Raw genomic sequence first — 17,121 nt, forward strand, 5'->3', positions numbered from 1 at the left:
CTAAAGGTGGGCAACGGCGAGCATCGGCCAAGTGCTTCTGAATTTCGGCCAAAGCACTTGATGTCGCCGCAACGCGAACCTGCGGCAGCGCCTACAGGCTCGCGGCAAATTGCGACGGCGCAACACCCAGCTCGCGACGGAACATGTCGCTGAAGCTGCTCGGCGAATAGCCCAGTTCCCGGGCAATCGTGCTGACGGCGACGCCCTGTATCAACTCGGCCGCCGCCGTCGCCAGTTGCACTTGCCGTCGCCACTCGGCGAAGCCCATGCCCAGGCCGTCCTTGAACAGCCGCGCCAGGGTGCGCACGCTGGCGCCGGCGTTTTCGGCGTGTTGTTCGAAGGGAATGTCCAGCGACGGCGCGGCCATGACCGCCTGACACAGGTTCATCAGGCGCCGGTCGGAATCGTCCGGCAAGGGGATCTTCAGCAGCGAACGCCGGGCACGTTTGAGTTCCAGCAGCGCCAGCCCCACCAGCGCTTCGTAGTACTCCGGCGCGCCGTCGTCACCCTGTTCCACCAGGCCGATGATCAGCTCTCGCAGCAACCCGCCCACTTCGATCACATGAACCGTCGCGTCCAGCGTTGCTGCCAGCGAGGGCCGCAGGTAGATGTTGCGCATCTGCAGGTCCGAGACCACTCGAATGCCGTGAGGCACGCCTGGCGGCAGCCACACCGCCCGTTGCGGCGGCACCACCAGCGCTTCGTGGGGCGTTTCGACCCACATCACCCCGCTCATCGCATATAACAACTGGCCCCAGACATGCTCGTGAGGCTCGATATACAACCCGCGCGGGTAAGTGCGCGCCAGCGGTTGCACGGGCACATCGGTGTCACTCAGGTCAGGGGGCGCGGCAAGGGCCATGGGCAGCAATCATTGGGGGTTTCAGGAAATGCATGGTAACCAGCCGCACGCCTTGTCGCCACTGGCGGCCGCCGTCTGACAATCCGACTGAATTTTCCGCAGCCGCGACGATCCCTCTAATACCACAGGGAGGAATACGGGCTTTATGAACAACGCAAAACTTTTCGTCATTGAATACACCCTTCATGGCGCCCCCAAGTCTTTCATTATCCGTCTGGACAAGATGGATAATGCGGAGGCCTGGCATTGGGCGAGCTGTGACGCCGGCGTGGGTCGCATCCCGCGGTTTGGTCGGGAAAAAGTGCAAAAGACCACTAAACCGATGGCAGAGAAGTTCGGTGTGGAAAACGTCACGTGGCGGCCAGCGAACTAACCGAAGGGCAGGATCTGGAGGGATCGGGCGCATGACAGCGACACAACTTACCAGCACGGCACACATCGACTACGGCCTCGATACGCTGTTCGGCCGAGTCACCAAAAGCGCCGAGTGTCAGGTCGGCCTCGAACAGGTCGAGCATGATCCGACCCGCTTCGCACTACGCGTCCAGCCACCCTTGCCGCCCGATCTGGAGCAGGCGAAAACCCTATTGGTACGGGTGGAGGGACGGCGACTCAATGGCATCGTCCGCCATACCGAACGGCTGGAAGATCAAAGTCTGAAACTGGAAGTGGAGCCCGAATAGGCTCCACTTTTTTGCGCGCGGCTGATCTCAGCCATGGGCGCACTTGCAGCCCTTGCTTGTGCATTCTTCACCGTGTTCGTGGTGCTTGGCGCAGGCTTCGCAACAGTAGTGTTTGCCGTGGCGAGCAATCGGATGCTGGCCCAGTTTGCACGCGCATTTCGGGCAGTCGCATTTACTTTCACTGTCGATCATAAGTCTGACTCCATGGGTGGTGGTCGTCCGGACTCGCGAATACGATCCGTCTCACCAGTGTAGGAGCTGGCGTCAGGCCTGCCGCGTACTGCTGCGATACATGAACACCAAGGCCAACCCGAGCAACACCATCGCCAATACCCGGCTCCCGGACAGCTCGATCGCCGGGTTGCCCAGCCAGCCGAAGTTGTCGATCAGCATCCCCATGCCCAGTTGCCCGACGATCACCGCGACCGTCGCGACCGCCGTGCCAACCCGCGGCACCGCCCCCACCATGACCATCATGTACACCACGCCGAACAACGCGCCGCTGAGTTGCCATTTCGGCACGTCCAGCAGGCTCACGGCATGGGCCGGTTCGAAAAACAGGATCAGCAAACCGGTGCTCACCGCGCCCACCACGAACGTCAGCAAACTGCTGCGCAACACACCGACCGTTTCGCCCAGACGTCCGTTGATCGCCGCCTGCACACTCAACACCGCACCGGCGGCCACGACCACCGCCAACAAAATAATCAGATTCATCATCAACCCCGAGCAATCAGAACAAGTGCCGCGACAATCAGCAGCAAGGCCAGCCAGCGTTCACCGTTGACCTTTTTGCGGGTGGTGCCGAACCAGCCGAAGTGGTCGATCAGCACGCTTTTGCCGACCTGCCCGGACAGAATCGCGATCATCGTCATCGCAATGCCGATGTGCGGCGTGGCCAGGGTCAGCACCACCACGTACATCGGCCCGAGGAAACCGCCGATCAACTGCCAGCGCGGCAATGCGTTCAAGGCCGGGCCACGTTGCGGGCCGCTGAACAACAGCAGCAGGAACAGAATCGCCGAGCCAACGCCGAAGATGCTCAGCGTCGCCCACAAGTGCCCGACCTGGACGCCGAGGGGGCCAAGCAGACCGGCCTCTACGGAAAGGCCCATGCCGGCGAGGATGACCAGGGGCAACAACAAGAGCCGTAACCCTGGTTTGGTGGTTGGCGTTGTGGCAACGCCCACGTCGATTGAAGAAGATTGCATGAATGAACACCTGCCATTTATCAGAAAAAACACCTTCCCTTGTGGGAGCGAGCCAGCTCGCGATAGCGATTTGTCAGTCACCGTGATGTTGGATGTCTGGCCGCTATCGCGAGCAGGCTCGCTTCCACATGGGTTTTGAGTAGTCAGTGGAACAGGCGCGCATTATCGGCGGGTGCTGCTTTGCGATAAACGGGATCATACTGACAACACTTTTGCGAAACTCGCACAGCAGGAACCGCCATGCACGGCCTCAACGAATTGGGATTCAAGGCGCTTCGGCTATTTGTCGCGGTGCTCGATCACGGCAGCTTTTCCGAGGTAGCCCGCCGAGAAGGCCTGGCGCCCTCCTCGATTTCCCGACAGATCCAGTTGATGGAACAAGCCCTGAGCCAGCAATTGCTCTACCGTCACACCCGCGCCGTCTCGCCCACCGAAGCAGGACGAATGCTCGGCCACCATGCGCGGCTGGTGCTGGTGCAACTGGAAGAAGCCGAACAAGCCCTGCAGGAACAGCAAAGCGAGCCCAGCGGGTTGGTGCGGATCAATGCCCCCGTGGTGTTCGGGCAACGGCACCTGACACCGTGGCTCGGGCAGTTGTGCGAGCGCTATCCGAAACTGCAACTGGACATCCAACAGACCGACAGCTACATCGACCCGTTGCAGGAAGGCGCCGACCTGTTGTTCCGCATCGGCCCGCTGCACGATTCGAGCATGCAGGCGCGCATTCTGGCGCCCCACCGCTTTCAGGTCGCGGCAAGCCCGGCCTACCTTGAGCGCCATGGCATCCCGCAACATCCCCAGGACCTGGCGGCGCATCAATGCCTGGCCTACAAAGGTGTAACCGGCCAGCAGCGCTGGTTTTTCCGCCAGGGTCGGCAGGACTGGACGCCCTATTCGGTGAAGGGACCGCTCACCGGCAACCACGCCGACACACTCACCCAGGCTGCCGAACAGGGCCTGGGGCTGGTGATGTTTCCGTCATGGCTGATTGGTGAGGCCGTGCGCAACGGCACGCTGGTGCCGGTGCTGGGGGACTATCAGGTGTCCAACAGCCTTGAGCCGCAGCAGATCGCCGTGCTCTGGCCCGGCAGCCGACGGTTATCCGTGAAGGTGCGCACGGTGATTGATTTCTTTGTCGAATGCTTTGGGCCGGTGCCGTATTGGGACAGGCCCTAGAACCTGAGTCGAACACGCGAGTGTGGCGAGGGAGCTTGCTCCCGCTTGAGTGCGCAGCGCTCACAAATTTTCAGGGCCTCTGCGCAGCCCGGCGCGAGCAAGCTCGCTCGCTCGCTCGCCACAAGAGCATCATCAAATCAGATACGGAACTGTCCGACCAGACTGCCCAGGCGCTGACCCAGATCCGCGAGGCTGCGGGAGGTCTGGGCGCCGAGCTGGGTTTCGTCAGCCACGTTGTCCACAGCCACCGCGATCTGATGCACGCTGCGGTTGATCTCTTCGGCCACGGCGGTCTGCTCTTCGGCGGCGCTGGCGATCTGTGCGTTCATCGAGTTGATGGTGCCGATCAGTTGGGCCATGGTGTCGAGGGACGCGCCCGCTTCGTTCGCCTGTGCGGACGTACCGTCGCCAGCCTCGCTGGAACGGCGCATCGCTTCCACCGCCGATTGAGTACCCGCCTGCAGGCGATCGATCATGCCCTGGATTTCCTGGGTGCTGATTTGCGTGCGGCTGGCCAGCGCGCGGACTTCGTCGGCCACCACCGCAAAACCGCGACCGGCCTCACCGGCACGGGCCGCTTCGATCGCAGCGTTGAGCGCCAACAGGTTGGTCTGTTCGGCAATCGAACGGATCACCCCAAGCACACTGACAATCGACGACACGTCCTTTTGCAGGCTGTCGAGGGACACGCCGCTGCTGCGAATATCGTCGACCAGTGCATGAATCTTGACGATGCTGCCCGCCACCACACGCTTGGCGGTCTGGCCTTCTTCGTCGGTCTGTTGCGCGGCGACGGCGGCGTTCTGAGCACTTTTGGCAACTTCCTGCGCGGCGGCCGACATTTCGTTGATCGCCGTGGCGACCTGATCGGTCTCGTGACGCTGACGCTCCATCGCCTGATCCGAGCGCTGAGCCTGATCGGACACCTGATTCACCAGCCCGGTCAGTTGCGAGGTCATTTCAGTGATCTGGCGCACCAGGCCGTGGATCTTGTCGACAAAACGGTTGAACGAACCGGCGAGCTGGCCGAGTTCGTCCTGGCTGGTGATGGTCAGGCGCCGGGTCAGGTCGCCCTCGCCTGCCGCGATGTCATCGAGGTTGGCTTTCATCAGGTTCAGCGGACGCAGGATGGTGTTGGCCAGCAGCATGCCGGCGGCGGCGATCACCAACAGCACCACTACGGCGATGCCGATGATGCTCAGCAACACGCCTTCCATGCGCTCCTGAACCTTGGCCTCGACCACCGCCACCTGCGCTTCGATGCCGTCGAGGTTGACCGAGGTGCCGACGGCCATGTCCCACTTCGGCAGGTATTCGGTGTAGCCGAGTTTCGGCACCAGCACCTTGGTATTGCCGGGCAATGGCGAGCTGTATTGCAGGTAATGCGTACCGTCCTTGGCGACTTTCACCAGGTCGCGGTTGACGTAGACGCCGTTCGGATCACGGTTGTCCTTGAAGCTTTGGCCCACGCCTTCGGGGCTGTTGGCCTTGAACAGGCGCACGGTGTTGGAGTCGTAGCCGAAGAAGTAACCTTCCTTGCCGTAGCTGACGCTCGACAGCAATTTGATCACCTGGGCCCGCGCCGCGTCGTCACCCGGGGCTGCGGCGTCGTAGAGCGGTTTGATCGTAGTCATCGCCACGGCCACGTAACTTTGCAGGGTGGCCTTGGCATCGCTGAGCAGGCGTTGGCGCGTCTCCTCGACTTCCTTGCGGGCCTGCTCCTGCAGCACGAACAACGTGGTCAAACTGATGACCAGCGCAAAGAGCAACACCGGGAGTACGGCAAGGGACAGTACTTTAGCCTTCAGGCTCATGCGCATGACGGTTCACTCTTTTTGATTTTTGTTGGCGTGGTTAAAGGCTTTAACGGCACGCCGGATCAAAAGTTGAATGCTCAAAAAAGATCGCAGCCTTCGGCAGCTCCTACAGGGTGTGTGCCATTCCTTTGTAGGGCTGCCGAAGGCTGCGATCTTTTGATCCTGAATCAGAGCACCATCGCCGCCACCCAACCGAACGCCAGCAGCGGCAGGTTGTAATGCAGGAAGGTCGGCACCACGGTGTCCCAGATGTGGTGATGCTGGCCGTCGATGTTCAGGCCGGAGGTCGGGCCCAGTGTCGAGTCCGAAGCCGGCGAACCGGCATCGCCCAACGCGCCGGCGGTGCCAACGATGCACACGATGGCGATCGGGCTGAAACCCAGTTGCACACACAGCGGCACGAAAATCGCCGCCAGAATCGGCACGGTGGAAAACGATGAGCCGATGCCCATGGTCACCAGCAAGCCGACCAGCAACATCAACAGCGCGCCGATGCCCTTGCTGTGGCCGATCCACGACGCCGACGTTTCAACCAGCGTCTGCACCTGGCCGGTGGCTTTCATCACTTCGGCAAACCCCGAGGCGGCGATCATGATGAAGCCGATCATCGCCATCATCTTCATGCCTTCGGTGAACAGGTCGTCGGTGTCGCGCCACTTGACGATGCCCGACACCGAGAAGATCAGGAAACCCGCCAGCGCACCGATAATCATCGAATCCAGCAGTAGCTGAATGATGAACGCCGCCGCGATGGCCACACCCGCGACCATCAGGCTCAACGGGTTGTACTGGACCGCAACCTGTTCGACCTGCTCGATCTTTTCCAGGTTGTAGACGCGTTTCTTGCGGTAGCTGATGAACGCTGCCGCCAGCCCCACGACCATGCCCAGCGCCGGAATGCCCATGGCATGGGTAACGTTGATGCCGCTGATGTCCACGCCGCTGCGGGCCACGTTGGCCAGGAGGATTTCATTGAGGAAGATGTTGCCGAAACCCACCGGCAGGAACATGTACGGCGTGATCAGGCCGAAGGTCATGACACAGGCGATCAAGCGGCGATCCAGTTGAAGCTTGGTCAGCACATACAACAGCGGCGGCACCAGCAACGGAATAAACGCGATATGTATCGGCAGAATATTCTGTGAAGCGATGGCCACCACCCAGAGCAAACCGATCAACAGCCACTTGACCGAGCCACCACCGTTGGCGTGCTGGCGATCGACCATGGCCAGGGCCTTGTCCGCCAGCGCATGGGCGAGGCCGGACTTGGCAATCGCCACCGCGAAGGCGCCGAGCAAGGCATAGGACAAGGCCACCGTGGCCCCGCCGCCGAGGCCGCTGTTGAACGCTTTCAGGGTGGCGTCGATGCCCAGGCCACCGGTCAGGCCGCCCACCAGCGCGCCGATAATCAGCGCGATCACAACGTGCACGCGGGACAGGCTGAGCACCAGCATGACGCCGACCGCGGCAATTACAGCATTAATCATCGTTACCTCAAGGCAAGCGAAATGGACCCGGCCGGCAGTCTGCGAAGAGACGCCAGCGGGACAAGGAATGGGTTTTATTAGACGGCGCGCACTGTGCCGCAGAGTGGGGCCGGTGTCAAAGCGAGTGGTGCCAACGAACATGTAACGGCCAGTGATACCCCTGTGGCGAGGGGATTTATCCCCGTTTGGCTGCGCAGCAGCCACAATCGATTCGTCTGGATAATTGCAGGGGCCGCTTCGCGACCCAACGGGGATAAATCCCCTCGCCACACGTCCCACTCCTCACCACAGATATATATCCCTTCTCCAGAGATAAACCTCTTGCCACAAAAGCTCCGCACACCGAATAAAGAAAGCGGATTCGCGGCCGTTACAGTGCAAAGTCTCAGATATTTATCGAATAAGGACGTCTCCATGTCGCTCAGACAACTTTCCATTCAATGGAAAATCACCCTGCTGGCCGGGCTTTGCCTGGCGGGTATCGTGACCTTGCTGGTAGGTCTTTCGCTGTACCGCATGGAGCACAGCTCCGAGCTGGTGAAAGCCTCGAGCATGGAGATGCTCACCGAAGCTGCCCAGGCCCGGATCGAGTCCCAGGGCGAAAACCAGGCGCTGGGGATTCGCCAGCAGTTCATGGACGCCTATCAATATGGCCACGGCTTTTCACGTCAGGTGTTGTTCCTGCGTGATCAGGCCGAAAAGCGCTTTCTCGATGCCTTCGACCTGCGCGAAGACCTGACCCGCCAGGTCAAGTCCGCGCTGCAAGCCAATCCAGAATTGCTCGGCCTGTCCCTCGTGTTCGAGCCCAATGCGCTGGACGGCAAGGACGAACTGTTCGCCGGCCAGTCGGAACTGGGCAGTAACGACAAGGGTCGTTTCGCGCTGTACTGGTCGCAATCGACACCCGGCAAGGTGACGTCGATGGCGCTGCCCGAAACGGACATGGCCGACACCCGCACCGGCCCCAGCGGCGAGCCCGCCAACGCCTGGTTCACCTGCCCACGCACCTCGCTCAAACCTTGCGTGATCGAACCCTACTTCTACGTGATCGACGGCCAGAACGTGCTGATGACCAGCATCGTGTTCCCGCTGATGCTCAACGGTAAAGTCATCGCTTCGCTGTCGGTGGACATCAACCTCAACAGCCTGCAAGCGGTCAGTCAGGGCGCGAGCAAAAAGCTCTATGACGGCCAGACCCACGTCAGCATCATCAGCCCGGCCGGTTTGCTCGCCGGCTACAGCCCGGACGCCAGCAAACTCAGCCAGCGCCTGGATGCCGTGGATAAAACCAACGGCGCCGAGCTGATCCGCCTGCTCGCCAACAGCAGCAAAACCACCAGCCTGCACAGCGACCAGCAGTTGAAAGTGCTCTCGCCGTTCCAGCCGATCCCCGGTGGCAAGTCGTGGGGCGTGTTGCTCGACGTGCCGGAAAAAGTCCTGATCGGCCCGGCCGAGGCGCTGAAGAAACAACTCGACGACAGCAATACCGCCGGCACGCTGGTCGAACTCGGCCTCGGTGTGCTGGCGGCGTTGATCGGCCTGTTGCTGGTGTGGTTGATGGCGCGCAGCGTGACCAGGCCGATCCTTGGCGTCGCGCACATGCTCGAAGACATCGCCAGCGGTGAAGGCGACCTGACCCGGCGTCTGGCTTACGACAAAAAGGATGAATTGGGCCAACTGGCTGGCTGGTTCAACCGTTTCCTCGACAAGCTGCAACCGATCATCGCCGAAGTGAAACGCTCGGTGCAGGACGCGCGCAGCACGGCGGATCAGTCTTCCGCCATCGCCACGCAAACCAGTGCCGGCATGGAGCAGCAATACCGCCAGGTCGATCAGGTGGCCACCGCCTCCCACGAAATGAGCGCCACCGCCCAGGACGTCGCCCGCAGCGCTGCGCAAGCGGCACAGGCTGCAAAGGACGCGGACCAGGCGACTCGCCGCGGATTGACGGTGATCGACCAGACCACCAGCAGCATCGACAACCTCGCCGCCGACATGAGCGCGGCCATGGTGCAGGTCGAAGGCCTGGCGGCGAACAGCGAGAAGATCGGTTCAGTGCTGGAAGTGATTCGTGCCATCGCCGAGCAGACCAACCTGCTGGCCCTCAACGCCGCCATCGAAGCCGCCCGTGCCGGTGAAGCCGGTCGTGGTTTTGCCGTGGTGGCCGACGAAGTGCGCAACCTGGCGCGACGCACCCAGGAGTCTGTCGAAGAAACCCGTCTGGTGATCGAGCAATTGCAAAGCGGCACCCAGGATGTGGTGGGGTCGATGAACAACAGCCATCGTCAGGCCCAGGGCAGTGTCGAGCAGGTCAGCCAGGCGGTCACGGCGTTGCGGCAGATTGGCGACGCAGTCACGGTGATCAGCGACATGAACCTGCAGATCGCCAGCGCGGCGGAGGAGCAAAGCGCGGTGGCGGAAGAGATCAACAACAACGTGGCGACGATTCGGGACGTGACCGAGTCGTTGTCGGGGCAGGCGAATGAGTCGGCGCGGGTGAGCCAGTCGTTGAATAGCCTGGCGAATCAGCAGCAGAGTCTGATGGATCAGTTCCGGGTTTAACGCCAATCCAATGGGAGCGACTTGTGGCCAGGGGAGTTATCCCCGTTGGACTGCGAAGCAGGCCCAAGTGTTTGGGGCGGCTGCGCCACCCAACGGGGATAAATCCCCTCGCCACACAAGCCTGCGCCCACAGGGTTATCGGTTGGCTTCGGATCGCTGTCAGCGCTTGGGGAGTTCGATGACAACGCTCAACCCACCCCACTCGCTCTCCTCCAGCCTCAGCCCCCCGCCCCACGTATCGACGATGTCGCGCACAATTCCCAGCCCCAACCCATGCCCATCCGTTTGTTCATCCAGCCGCGTCCCCCGGCTGAACACCTGATCGCGCTGGTCCTCGGGAATCCCCGGCCCATCATCTTCCACACTCAACTGAAATCCTTCAGCCGTCTCGACCACGCTCAACCGCACCTCGGCATCCGCCCATTTGCAGGCGTTGTCGAGCAGGTTGCCCAGCAGTTCCAGCAGGTCTTCGCGATCCCATGGCAACTGCAAACCGGCCGGTGCGCGATAGCTCAGGTCGAGGTGTTCGCCGTGGATCAGGTTCAACGTGGCGAGCAATCCCGGCAGTTCCGCATCGCAATCAAACAGCGCTCCCGGCAGCGCATCGCCGGACAGCCGGGCACGATTGAGTTCGCGGTTGAGTCGCTGCTGAACCTGTTCCAGTTGTGCCTTGAGGATCTTGCGCAGCTCGGGATGGGCGTCGAGTTTTTCGCTGGACGCCAGGCTCAACAACACCGCCAGCGGGGTTTTCAAGGCATGCCCGAGATTGCCCAGCGCATTGCGCGAACGCTTGAGGCTGTCTTCGGTGTGGGCGAGCAAATGGTTGATCTGCGCCACCAGCGGTTCAAGCTCCACCGGCACCTGATCATCCAGTTGCGAACGCTGCCCCTGCTGCAACTGGGCAATTTGCTCGCGAGCCCTTTCCAGTGGGCGCAAGGCGCGGCGCACGGTGATCCGCTGCAACAGCAGAATCAGCAACAGCCCCGCCAACCCCAGGCCCAGCCCCACTTGCTGCATGCGCTTGAAGCTGTCGCGCACCGGGGTGTAGTCCTGGGCGACACTGATGGAAATTGACTGGCCCAAACGGCGATAGTCCGAACGCAAAACCAGCAATTGCTGGCCTTCCGGCCCCAGTTGCAGGTTGCTGTGCAGGCCGGGATGGTCGAGACGCGGCAATTCCTGATCCCACAACGAACGCGAGCGCCAATGGCTGTCGGCAAAATCGATGCGAAAGTAATGCCCGGAAAACGGGCGCTGATAGGCCGGTGACAGGTGCCGCTCATCCAGTTGCAAGCCCTGTGGTCCGCGCACCAGCGCCACCAGCAAGTCTTCGCTGTCGTTGCGCAGCCCCGCCTCGAGGTAACGCTGCAAACCCACTTCGAACAGCCACAGACTGGTTTGCGCCAGCACCAGGCCGACGACCACCATCACGCTGATCAGTCCCAGGCTCAAGCGGCGCTGGATCGACCTCACTGCGCTTGACCGCCAAACAGATAACCCTGGCCGCGACGGGTTTCGATCACGCTGCGCCCAAGCTTGCGCCGCAGGTGATTGACGTGGACTTCCAGCACGTTGGAGTCGCGCTCGGTTTCGCCGTCGTAGAGGTGTTCGGCGAGGTGGCTTTTGGAGAGGATCTGCTCGGGGTGCAACATGAAATAACGCAGCAGGCGGAATTCCGCGGCGGTGAGCTGGATGTCGGCGCCATCGCGGGTCACGCATTGGCGCCCCTCGTCCAGGTGCAAGCCCGCCGATTGCAGCGTCGGTTGATTGACCTTGCCATGGGAGCGGCGCAACAGCGCCTGGATGCGCAGGTGCAGTTCTTCAGGATGGAAAGGTTTGGTCAAGTAATCATCGGCACCGGCCTTGAGGCCTTCGATCCGTTCGGCCCAGGAGCCGCGCGCCGTCAGGATCAGCACCGGCGTGGCGAGCCCGCCCTTGCGCCACTGCGCCAGCACGTCGAGCCCCGGCAAACCCGGCAAACCCAGGTCGAGGATAATCAGGTCATAGGGTTCGCTGCTGCCCTGATACACCGCGTCACGGCCGTCGGCCAGCCAGTCCACGGCGTAACCCTGACGGTTGAGGCCGGCGATCAGTTCGTCGGCCAGGGGCACATGGTCTTCCACCAGCAGCAATCGCATCGGTCAATCTTCCTTGTCTTTCAGTAACTGGCCTGTGATGGCGTCGACGTCCAGCTCACGGACCACGCCTTCGGTGGTCAGCAACTCGACTTCATAAATGTAGACGTCGTGTTTCTCTTCGAGCTCGGCTTCCAGCAGTTTCGACCCGGGATAGCGGTCCATTGCCTGCTTCAACAACTGTTCGAGCGGCATGATCACGCCCTGCTGACGCAGGCGCAGGGCTTCGTCCTGATCCAGGTCGCGGGCCATGACCACCGAGCAAAACGCCAGGAGCACCAGCGCCATGCGTGAAAATGAACACACCTTCATTACGTATCCTGATGATCCTTGAGAACCTGCCCGCTGACAGCGTCCAATTCCAGGTCCCATTCAATGCCTTGTGGGTCGCGCAGCTCCACCTGATAGATGTACTTGCCGTACTCTTCTTCCAGCTCGGTTTCGGTAATTGTCGAGCCAGGGTGTTTGGCCAGTGCCGTGGCGTTGAGCTTCTCGAAAGACACAATGGTACCAGCGTCGCGCAGCCGCAGAGCTTCGTCGGGGCCCAAATCACGGGCATGGGCGAGGCTGGCGGTGATGGCAATGAGGGAGGCGGTGATCAGGGCAGTCAGCGTTTTCATGGGGTGTCTCCGTATTTTTTATGTGTTGCGTACGGCAGTCACCTTAGCGATTCGAACTTAATTGAAACTGAATTGCCATCATCGATGATTGCAGCACGATATCACTGACGCCCCCCTCCTGCCGAAGGCTGCGATCTTTTGATTTTTGGCGGCTTCATAGGCGCCAACAAGCAAGATCAACAGATCGCAGCCTTCGGCAGCGCCTACATTGATTGATTGCGACACGCTTATAATCCCCCGCTTGCCAGACATCGAGACCGGTATGACCGCCATCCACATCAAGTTCCCTTCCCTGACCCTCAAGGCCGGTCCCCGCGCCTTCGCGCGCATCCGTGAACACGGTTTGAACGCCGCCGATGTCGGCACATTGCCGGGCGCTGCTGGCGGGCCCAAGGCGTTGGGAATTCAAGGCCTGGACCTGGCGCTGTTCGGCGAATGGCTGCCCGCCGCGCCACGCGAACGGTCGCTGATCGGCGCATCGGTCGGCTCCTGGCGCTTCGCCAGCGCCTGCCTGCCCGATGCCGCCGAAGGCATCCGCCGTCTCGGTCATCTCTACACCGAGCAGAATTTCGCCAAGGGCGTGACCATGGCGCAGATCAGCCAGAGCTCGCAGCGCATGCTCGATGACCTGCTCGACGGCCATGACGCCTCGATTCTGGACAACGCCCATTACCGACTGAACATCATGGTGGTCAAAAGCCACGGCCTGCTCGCGGATGATCATCGCGGTCGCCTCGGGCTGGGCCTGTCGTCGGTAATCGCCGACAACCTGCGCAGTCGCGCACGGCTATCGCGGCATTTCGAGCGGCTGATCCTCCACGACCCGCGCCTGGCGCCACCGGTCGATGCGCTGAATGACTTCCCGTCACGCTTCGTCGCGCTGAATGTCGGCAACCTGCGTCAGGCCCTGCTCGCCTCGGGTTCGATCCCGATGGTGATGGAAGGCGTGCGTGACCTGCCCGGCGCTGGCGCCGGAACCTTCCGCGATGGCGGTCTGCTGGACTATCACCTCGACTTGCCCTACAGCGGCAACGACATCGTGCTGTACCCGCACTTCACCGACCGGGTGATCCCCGGCTGGTTCGACAAAACCCTGCCGTGGCGCCGCGCCTGCACCACGCGCTTGCAGGATGTCCTGTTGCTGGCACCGTCGAAGGAATACCTGGCGCGCCTGCCCTACGGCAAACTGCCGGACCGTAACGACTTCAAGCGCTTCATGGGCGATGCGCCGAGCCGGCAGAAATACTGGCGTGCGACGATGGATGAGAGTCGCAGGCTGGGCGATGAGTTTCTCGAACTGGCCGCCAACGGTCGACTTGGCGAACGCTTGCTGACCCTTTAGTCAGGACAAACTGTTAAACTCGCCGCCTGCCCACATCGCCGCGGCGATCGCCACCTGACAGAGCTGAAACCACTGTGGAAATCTTCAAAGAATTTACCTTCGAATCCGCCCACCGCCTGCCCCACGTCCCGGAAGGCCACAAGTGCGGCCGCCTGCACGGTCACTCGTTCAAAGTGGCGATTCATCTGAGTGGCGACCTTGATCCGCATACCGGCTGGATTCGTGACTTCTCGGAGATCAAGGCGATCTTCAAGCCGCTGTATGAGCGGTTGGATCACAACTATTTGAATGACATTCCGGGGTTGGAGAATCCGACCAGTGAAGTGCTGGCGAAGTGGATCTGGGGTGAGTTGAAGCCGTTGTTGCCGGAGCTAAGTGCGATTCGGATTCATGAGACTTGTACGAGTGGGTGTATTTATCGCGGGGAATAATTAGGCCAATACAAAACCACCATCATCGGTGGTTTTTTATCCCTTTTGTTCGACAGAATCACAGAGCTCGTCACTCCGGCAGCTTACCTCCATGCTTTCTTCTTAAATGACTCCGTAACGACGCCTTCGTGTTAATCCGGCTAGCACATTCAAGATATGGGCAACTGCTCTTTATTTTTGGGTGGGTAGTGACATGTTGATCACGCTCGGATCCCGACTCAAAGACCATTTCGCAATCGAGCATGGGACACGGAAACCTTTGAACTTTGGTGGAATGAACCATTCGCATGTGCCTTGCAAGGTGACCCGAGGTCCCATACGCGGCATTACAATTTTCTCTAAGGCAGCCGTATTTTTTTTCTCCTGTATGCGATCGCATATGAGCATCGAGATCCTGTCGTTGTGAAAATGCTTTAACGCAATTAACCCATTCACACTTAAATGGCTTATCTCCAGTGTGTGTTCGCATATGCTTGGAACGATTGCTCCGCTGCGAGAATGTTTTTTCACATATAGGACATGGGTATCGCTTGTCTTCCACTAGCGAATTTGTCGACGACGGACCGGCAACAGGAGAACTGGAGGGCTGCGTTAACGTACTCCACTTTTCAAGCATAAGGGCTTCCTGCTCAGGTCTTGGAATCGCGAGTACATCACTTAAACTCCACGCCGAAGCCTGAGAGTCGAAATCTCCTTCGTTGATGTCGATGCGAGTCAAGGTGCTCGATCTGGCCATTGCCTCAACCGTTGACGATAACGAAGCTTGGGAGTCCTCGTCGAACAATGACCCTGCGGGACTTCCTATCAGCCCATCCACATCCACATGCCCCACTGGCGAATTCCCCACAAAACAATACACATTCAACCCATCCACCGCCCCCGCCGGATCCGGGTTGATCCAGCGGCATAACCACGGCGCAAAGTACCGATAACCGTAGTAATACAACCCGGTCGCATCGCGTTCCTTGCCTGAATAACGAATGGTTTTGTATGCGCCGCTCTGATCGCTGTGATCCTCCCAAGCTGTACCACCAAACGGGTAGAACTCTTCGCGGCTCTGCACCTTGGCCTGTTCATCGAGTTCCAGCGTGCCGGAACCGAGGTGGTCGGTCAGGTGGTAGCGCAACGAATGCTCCGGCACATCGGCGCCGTGCAACCAGTTCACCCGATTGCGTCCGGCCGCCAGATCGAGCACTTCATGCTGCTTGCCGCCGGGGCGATGATGGATTTCAAGCCCCGGCAGGTAACGCACTTCGGCAATCACGGTGCGAGCGGCGGCCAGTGCGGTGCGGACCTTGCGCAGGCGTTTGCCCCCGCCGCCGTACACATAAATTTCAGTGTCATCGTCTTCGCCTTCGCGCACCACTGGCGATACGCGGGACAACTGGTTGCGCAGGTCCCAGGCCAGGGTTTGGCCACGCTGCAAAAACTGCAGGTTGCCGTTGGCGTCGAAATGACTGACGAAATCCGGTGGCTGATCGCCCTCAAGCAGGCTGCGGTTGCTGTTCGTGGCCACGGCCCATAGGCGGGTAAACGGTTGAGCACCGAGATGCCGCAGTTCGATCATGTTGCCCGTCGCGTCGTAGTCGTATTCTTCGCGGTAGTTGACCACGGCATCAGGGTTGGTCGAGGGGTGGTACGGCGCGAAGGGATAAAAGGATGACTTTTCGGCTTCCCAACCCGTAGCGTGGGTTAGCTGTCCCAGGGTGTCGTAGCCGTAGGTGCATTGAGCGTCGATACGCTGGTTTTTGTAGTAACGGATTGGCAGTGCGTGATCGTCTATCTGGACAATGTTGCCACCCGGGTCGACGGTGTAGCGAAGGTCTTGCACTGGAGCGGCGTTCGGCAACCCGGCGCACAAGCGCAGCAGACGGCCATCATCGAGCGCGTACTGCGCCTCGGTGACCACGCCATTGCCAGCGGTTTCCCGCTCGACTTTGCCACCAGGGTTATAACGGATGTCGTGCACCAGGCATTGTCCGGGCGAGGCGGTGTTCGCCGGTTGCAACCAGCCGTCCTTGACCTGGCCGGCCACGGTGTAGGTGAAGTGGCGACGATGGGCTTTGGCGTCGGTGAGGTTCAGCAGATCGCCGAGCGGATTGTAGGTCCAGCGGCTTTCGAAGCCGGGGGCGGGTTCAAGCAACCCATCGCGTACGGAGCTCTCCTGCGGCCAGTCCGGTGGATCGAGAGCGGCCAGAAAGTGGCTGATTTCATTCAGCGCCAGCCCCAGCAAATCGTACTCCGGCATATGCCGTGTACCGGCCGGGTCATCATGGCGGATCAACCGGCCGCATTGGTTTCCCGGATTCGCTTCGGGACCACAGGTTCCGTACTCGAAGCGCTCCACAACCCGTGCCTGCTCCATCACGACAAGAGGACGCAGCAACGTGTCGTACTCAGTCTCTTGCCGAGTACCCCGACCGTCCCACCCGCTCAACACCTGAGCGGCCTGCCCAAACAAAGCCACCCGCCAACCGGCATCGACACTGTCAGTCGCCACCACCCTGCCGGTCAGGCTGAAACAATGCCTCAATGCCGGTGCGGACAACCGCGCATCCCACTGCTCAACTCCACGCCCCGCCGCATCGAACCCCTGCCGCGTCACCCGCGCCTGCGGCGTTTGCCCGCTCTCCCCACGCCAGTACGTCACGCCGCGCACAGCGAGGCTGCGCGGGTCGATGACCGCCAGCTTCGGTGTTCCGTGATGCAGGCTGAAATTGTCCATGGACTCTGGATAGCATCTGCGCCCAAAAGCCGTCTACTGTCACAAATCACAGGTATTCATCCCGCTGATC

Annotated in this window: 16 protein-coding genes and 2 pseudogenes; 7 read left to right on the forward strand and 11 right to left on the reverse strand. The window is 60.8% G+C overall.

From position 1 onward, the window contains the following. Positions 1-91: 91 nt before the first annotated feature. Entirely contained in the window at positions 92-862 is a 771-nt protein-coding gene (locus ACM6IQ_RS02290) for an AraC family transcriptional regulator (protein ID WP_414877995.1), read from the reverse strand. Positions 863-1,007: 145 nt separating this feature from the next. Between ACM6IQ_RS02290 and ACM6IQ_RS02295 the strand changes: the two genes are divergently transcribed. Both ACM6IQ_RS02295 and ACM6IQ_RS02300 read left to right on the forward strand, forming a co-directional pair. Beyond that, positions 1,008-1,235 carry a DUF6555 family protein gene (locus ACM6IQ_RS02295; RefSeq protein WP_017339710.1) on the forward strand — a complete coding sequence of 76 codons (228 nt, stop codon included), beginning with the start codon at positions 1,008-1,010 and terminating at the stop codon, positions 1,233-1,235. Between the two features lie 31 nt (positions 1,236-1,266). Further along, positions 1,267-1,545, forward strand: coding sequence for a hypothetical protein (locus ACM6IQ_RS02300; protein ID WP_017339711.1), 279 nt, complete (start codon positions 1,267-1,269; stop codon positions 1,543-1,545). 27 nt (positions 1,546-1,572) lie between these two features. On the opposite strand, the gene ACM6IQ_RS02305 is transcribed toward ACM6IQ_RS02300, so the two are convergent. The 3 genes from ACM6IQ_RS02305 to ACM6IQ_RS02315 all read right to left on the reverse strand — a co-directional run bounded on the left by ACM6IQ_RS02305 (position 1,573) and on the right by ACM6IQ_RS02315 (position 2,756). Then, positions 1,573-1,737, reverse strand: a complete 165-nt coding sequence (locus tag ACM6IQ_RS02305) for a metallothionein (protein ID WP_017339712.1) — start codon at positions 1,735-1,737, stop codon at positions 1,573-1,575. Between the two features lie 72 nt (positions 1,738-1,809). Continuing rightward, positions 1,810-2,265, reverse strand: a complete 456-nt coding sequence (locus ACM6IQ_RS02310; RefSeq protein ID WP_017339713.1) for a DMT family transporter — start codon at positions 2,263-2,265, stop codon at positions 1,810-1,812. Next, a complete protein-coding gene (locus ACM6IQ_RS02315) occupies positions 2,265-2,756 on the reverse strand; it encodes a DMT family transporter (protein WP_017339714.1) in 492 nt (163 codons plus the stop codon). Before ACM6IQ_RS02315 ends, ACM6IQ_RS02310 begins: the two co-directional genes overlap by 1 nt. Before the next feature lie 240 nt (positions 2,757-2,996). Between ACM6IQ_RS02315 and ACM6IQ_RS02320 the strand changes: the two genes are divergently transcribed. Beyond that, on the forward strand, positions 2,997-3,932 hold the full coding sequence (locus ACM6IQ_RS02320; protein WP_414877996.1) for a LysR family transcriptional regulator: 936 nt from the start codon (positions 2,997-2,999) through the stop codon (positions 3,930-3,932). Positions 3,933-4,069: 137 nt separating this feature from the next. On the opposite strand, the gene ACM6IQ_RS02325 is transcribed toward ACM6IQ_RS02320, so the two are convergent. Together ACM6IQ_RS02325 and ACM6IQ_RS02330 are read right to left on the reverse strand one after the other, a co-directional pair. Then, on the reverse strand, positions 4,070-5,752 hold the full coding sequence (locus ACM6IQ_RS02325) for a methyl-accepting chemotaxis protein (protein ID WP_017339716.1): 1,683 nt from the start codon (positions 5,750-5,752) through the stop codon (positions 4,070-4,072). A gap of 164 nt (positions 5,753-5,916) precedes the next feature. Next, positions 5,917-7,233: a Na+/H+ antiporter family protein gene (locus ACM6IQ_RS02330; protein ID WP_162491081.1), complete on the reverse strand. Its 1,317-nt coding sequence runs from the start codon at positions 7,231-7,233 to the stop codon at positions 5,917-5,919. Between the two features lie 636 nt (positions 7,234-7,869). Between ACM6IQ_RS02330 and ACM6IQ_RS02335 the strand changes: the two are divergent. Beyond that, positions 7,870-8,940: pseudogene (locus ACM6IQ_RS02335) on the forward strand (HAMP domain-containing protein); the annotation flags it as partial. Positions 8,941-9,201: 261 nt separating this feature from the next. Beyond that, positions 9,202-9,798: pseudogene (locus ACM6IQ_RS02340) on the forward strand (methyl-accepting chemotaxis protein); the annotation flags it as partial. Between the two features lie 159 nt (positions 9,799-9,957). Here ACM6IQ_RS02340 and ACM6IQ_RS02345 read toward each other — a convergent pair. The 4 genes from ACM6IQ_RS02345 to ACM6IQ_RS02360 are packed head-to-tail and all read right to left on the reverse strand — an operon-like array spanning position 9,958 to position 12,553. Continuing rightward, positions 9,958-11,271 (reverse strand): sensor histidine kinase, encoded by a 1,314-nt coding sequence (locus ACM6IQ_RS02345; RefSeq protein WP_017339719.1) that lies wholly within the window; start codon positions 11,269-11,271, stop codon positions 9,958-9,960. After that, positions 11,268-11,936, reverse strand: a complete 669-nt coding sequence (locus tag ACM6IQ_RS02350; protein WP_414877997.1) for a response regulator transcription factor — start codon at positions 11,934-11,936, stop codon at positions 11,268-11,270. Before ACM6IQ_RS02350 ends, ACM6IQ_RS02345 begins: the two co-directional genes overlap by 4 nt. A 3-nt stretch (positions 11,937-11,939) precedes the next feature. Then, positions 11,940-12,245 (reverse strand): PepSY domain-containing protein, encoded by a 306-nt coding sequence (locus ACM6IQ_RS02355; protein ID WP_017339721.1) that lies wholly within the window; start codon positions 12,243-12,245, stop codon positions 11,940-11,942. Next, entirely contained in the window at positions 12,245-12,553 is a 309-nt protein-coding gene (locus ACM6IQ_RS02360) for a PepSY domain-containing protein (protein WP_414877998.1), read from the reverse strand. The genes ACM6IQ_RS02355 and ACM6IQ_RS02360 overlap by 1 nt, the downstream gene beginning before the upstream one ends. Before the next feature lie 262 nt (positions 12,554-12,815). Between ACM6IQ_RS02360 and ACM6IQ_RS02365 the strand changes: the two genes are divergently transcribed. Continuing rightward, entirely contained in the window at positions 12,816-13,895 is a 1,080-nt protein-coding gene (locus ACM6IQ_RS02365; protein WP_017339723.1) for a patatin-like phospholipase family protein, read from the forward strand. A 74-nt stretch (positions 13,896-13,969) separates the two neighbouring features. Then, positions 13,970-14,326, forward strand: coding sequence for a 6-carboxytetrahydropterin synthase QueD (gene queD / locus ACM6IQ_RS02370; RefSeq protein WP_017339724.1), 357 nt, complete (start codon positions 13,970-13,972; stop codon positions 14,324-14,326). 70 nt (positions 14,327-14,396) lie between these two features. Here the strand turns inward: queD and ACM6IQ_RS02375 are convergent, their stop codons facing one another. Beyond that, complete coding sequence (locus ACM6IQ_RS02375) at positions 14,397-17,051, reverse strand: RHS repeat-associated core domain-containing protein (RefSeq protein WP_414877999.1); 2,655 nt, start codon at positions 17,049-17,051, stop codon at positions 14,397-14,399. Positions 17,052-17,121 lie beyond the last annotated feature (70 nt).

This window comes from Pseudomonas sp. IT-P100 (assembly GCF_949767185.1).
Lineage (GTDB): Bacteria > Pseudomonadota > Gammaproteobacteria > Pseudomonadales > Pseudomonadaceae > Aquipseudomonas > Aquipseudomonas fluorescens_B.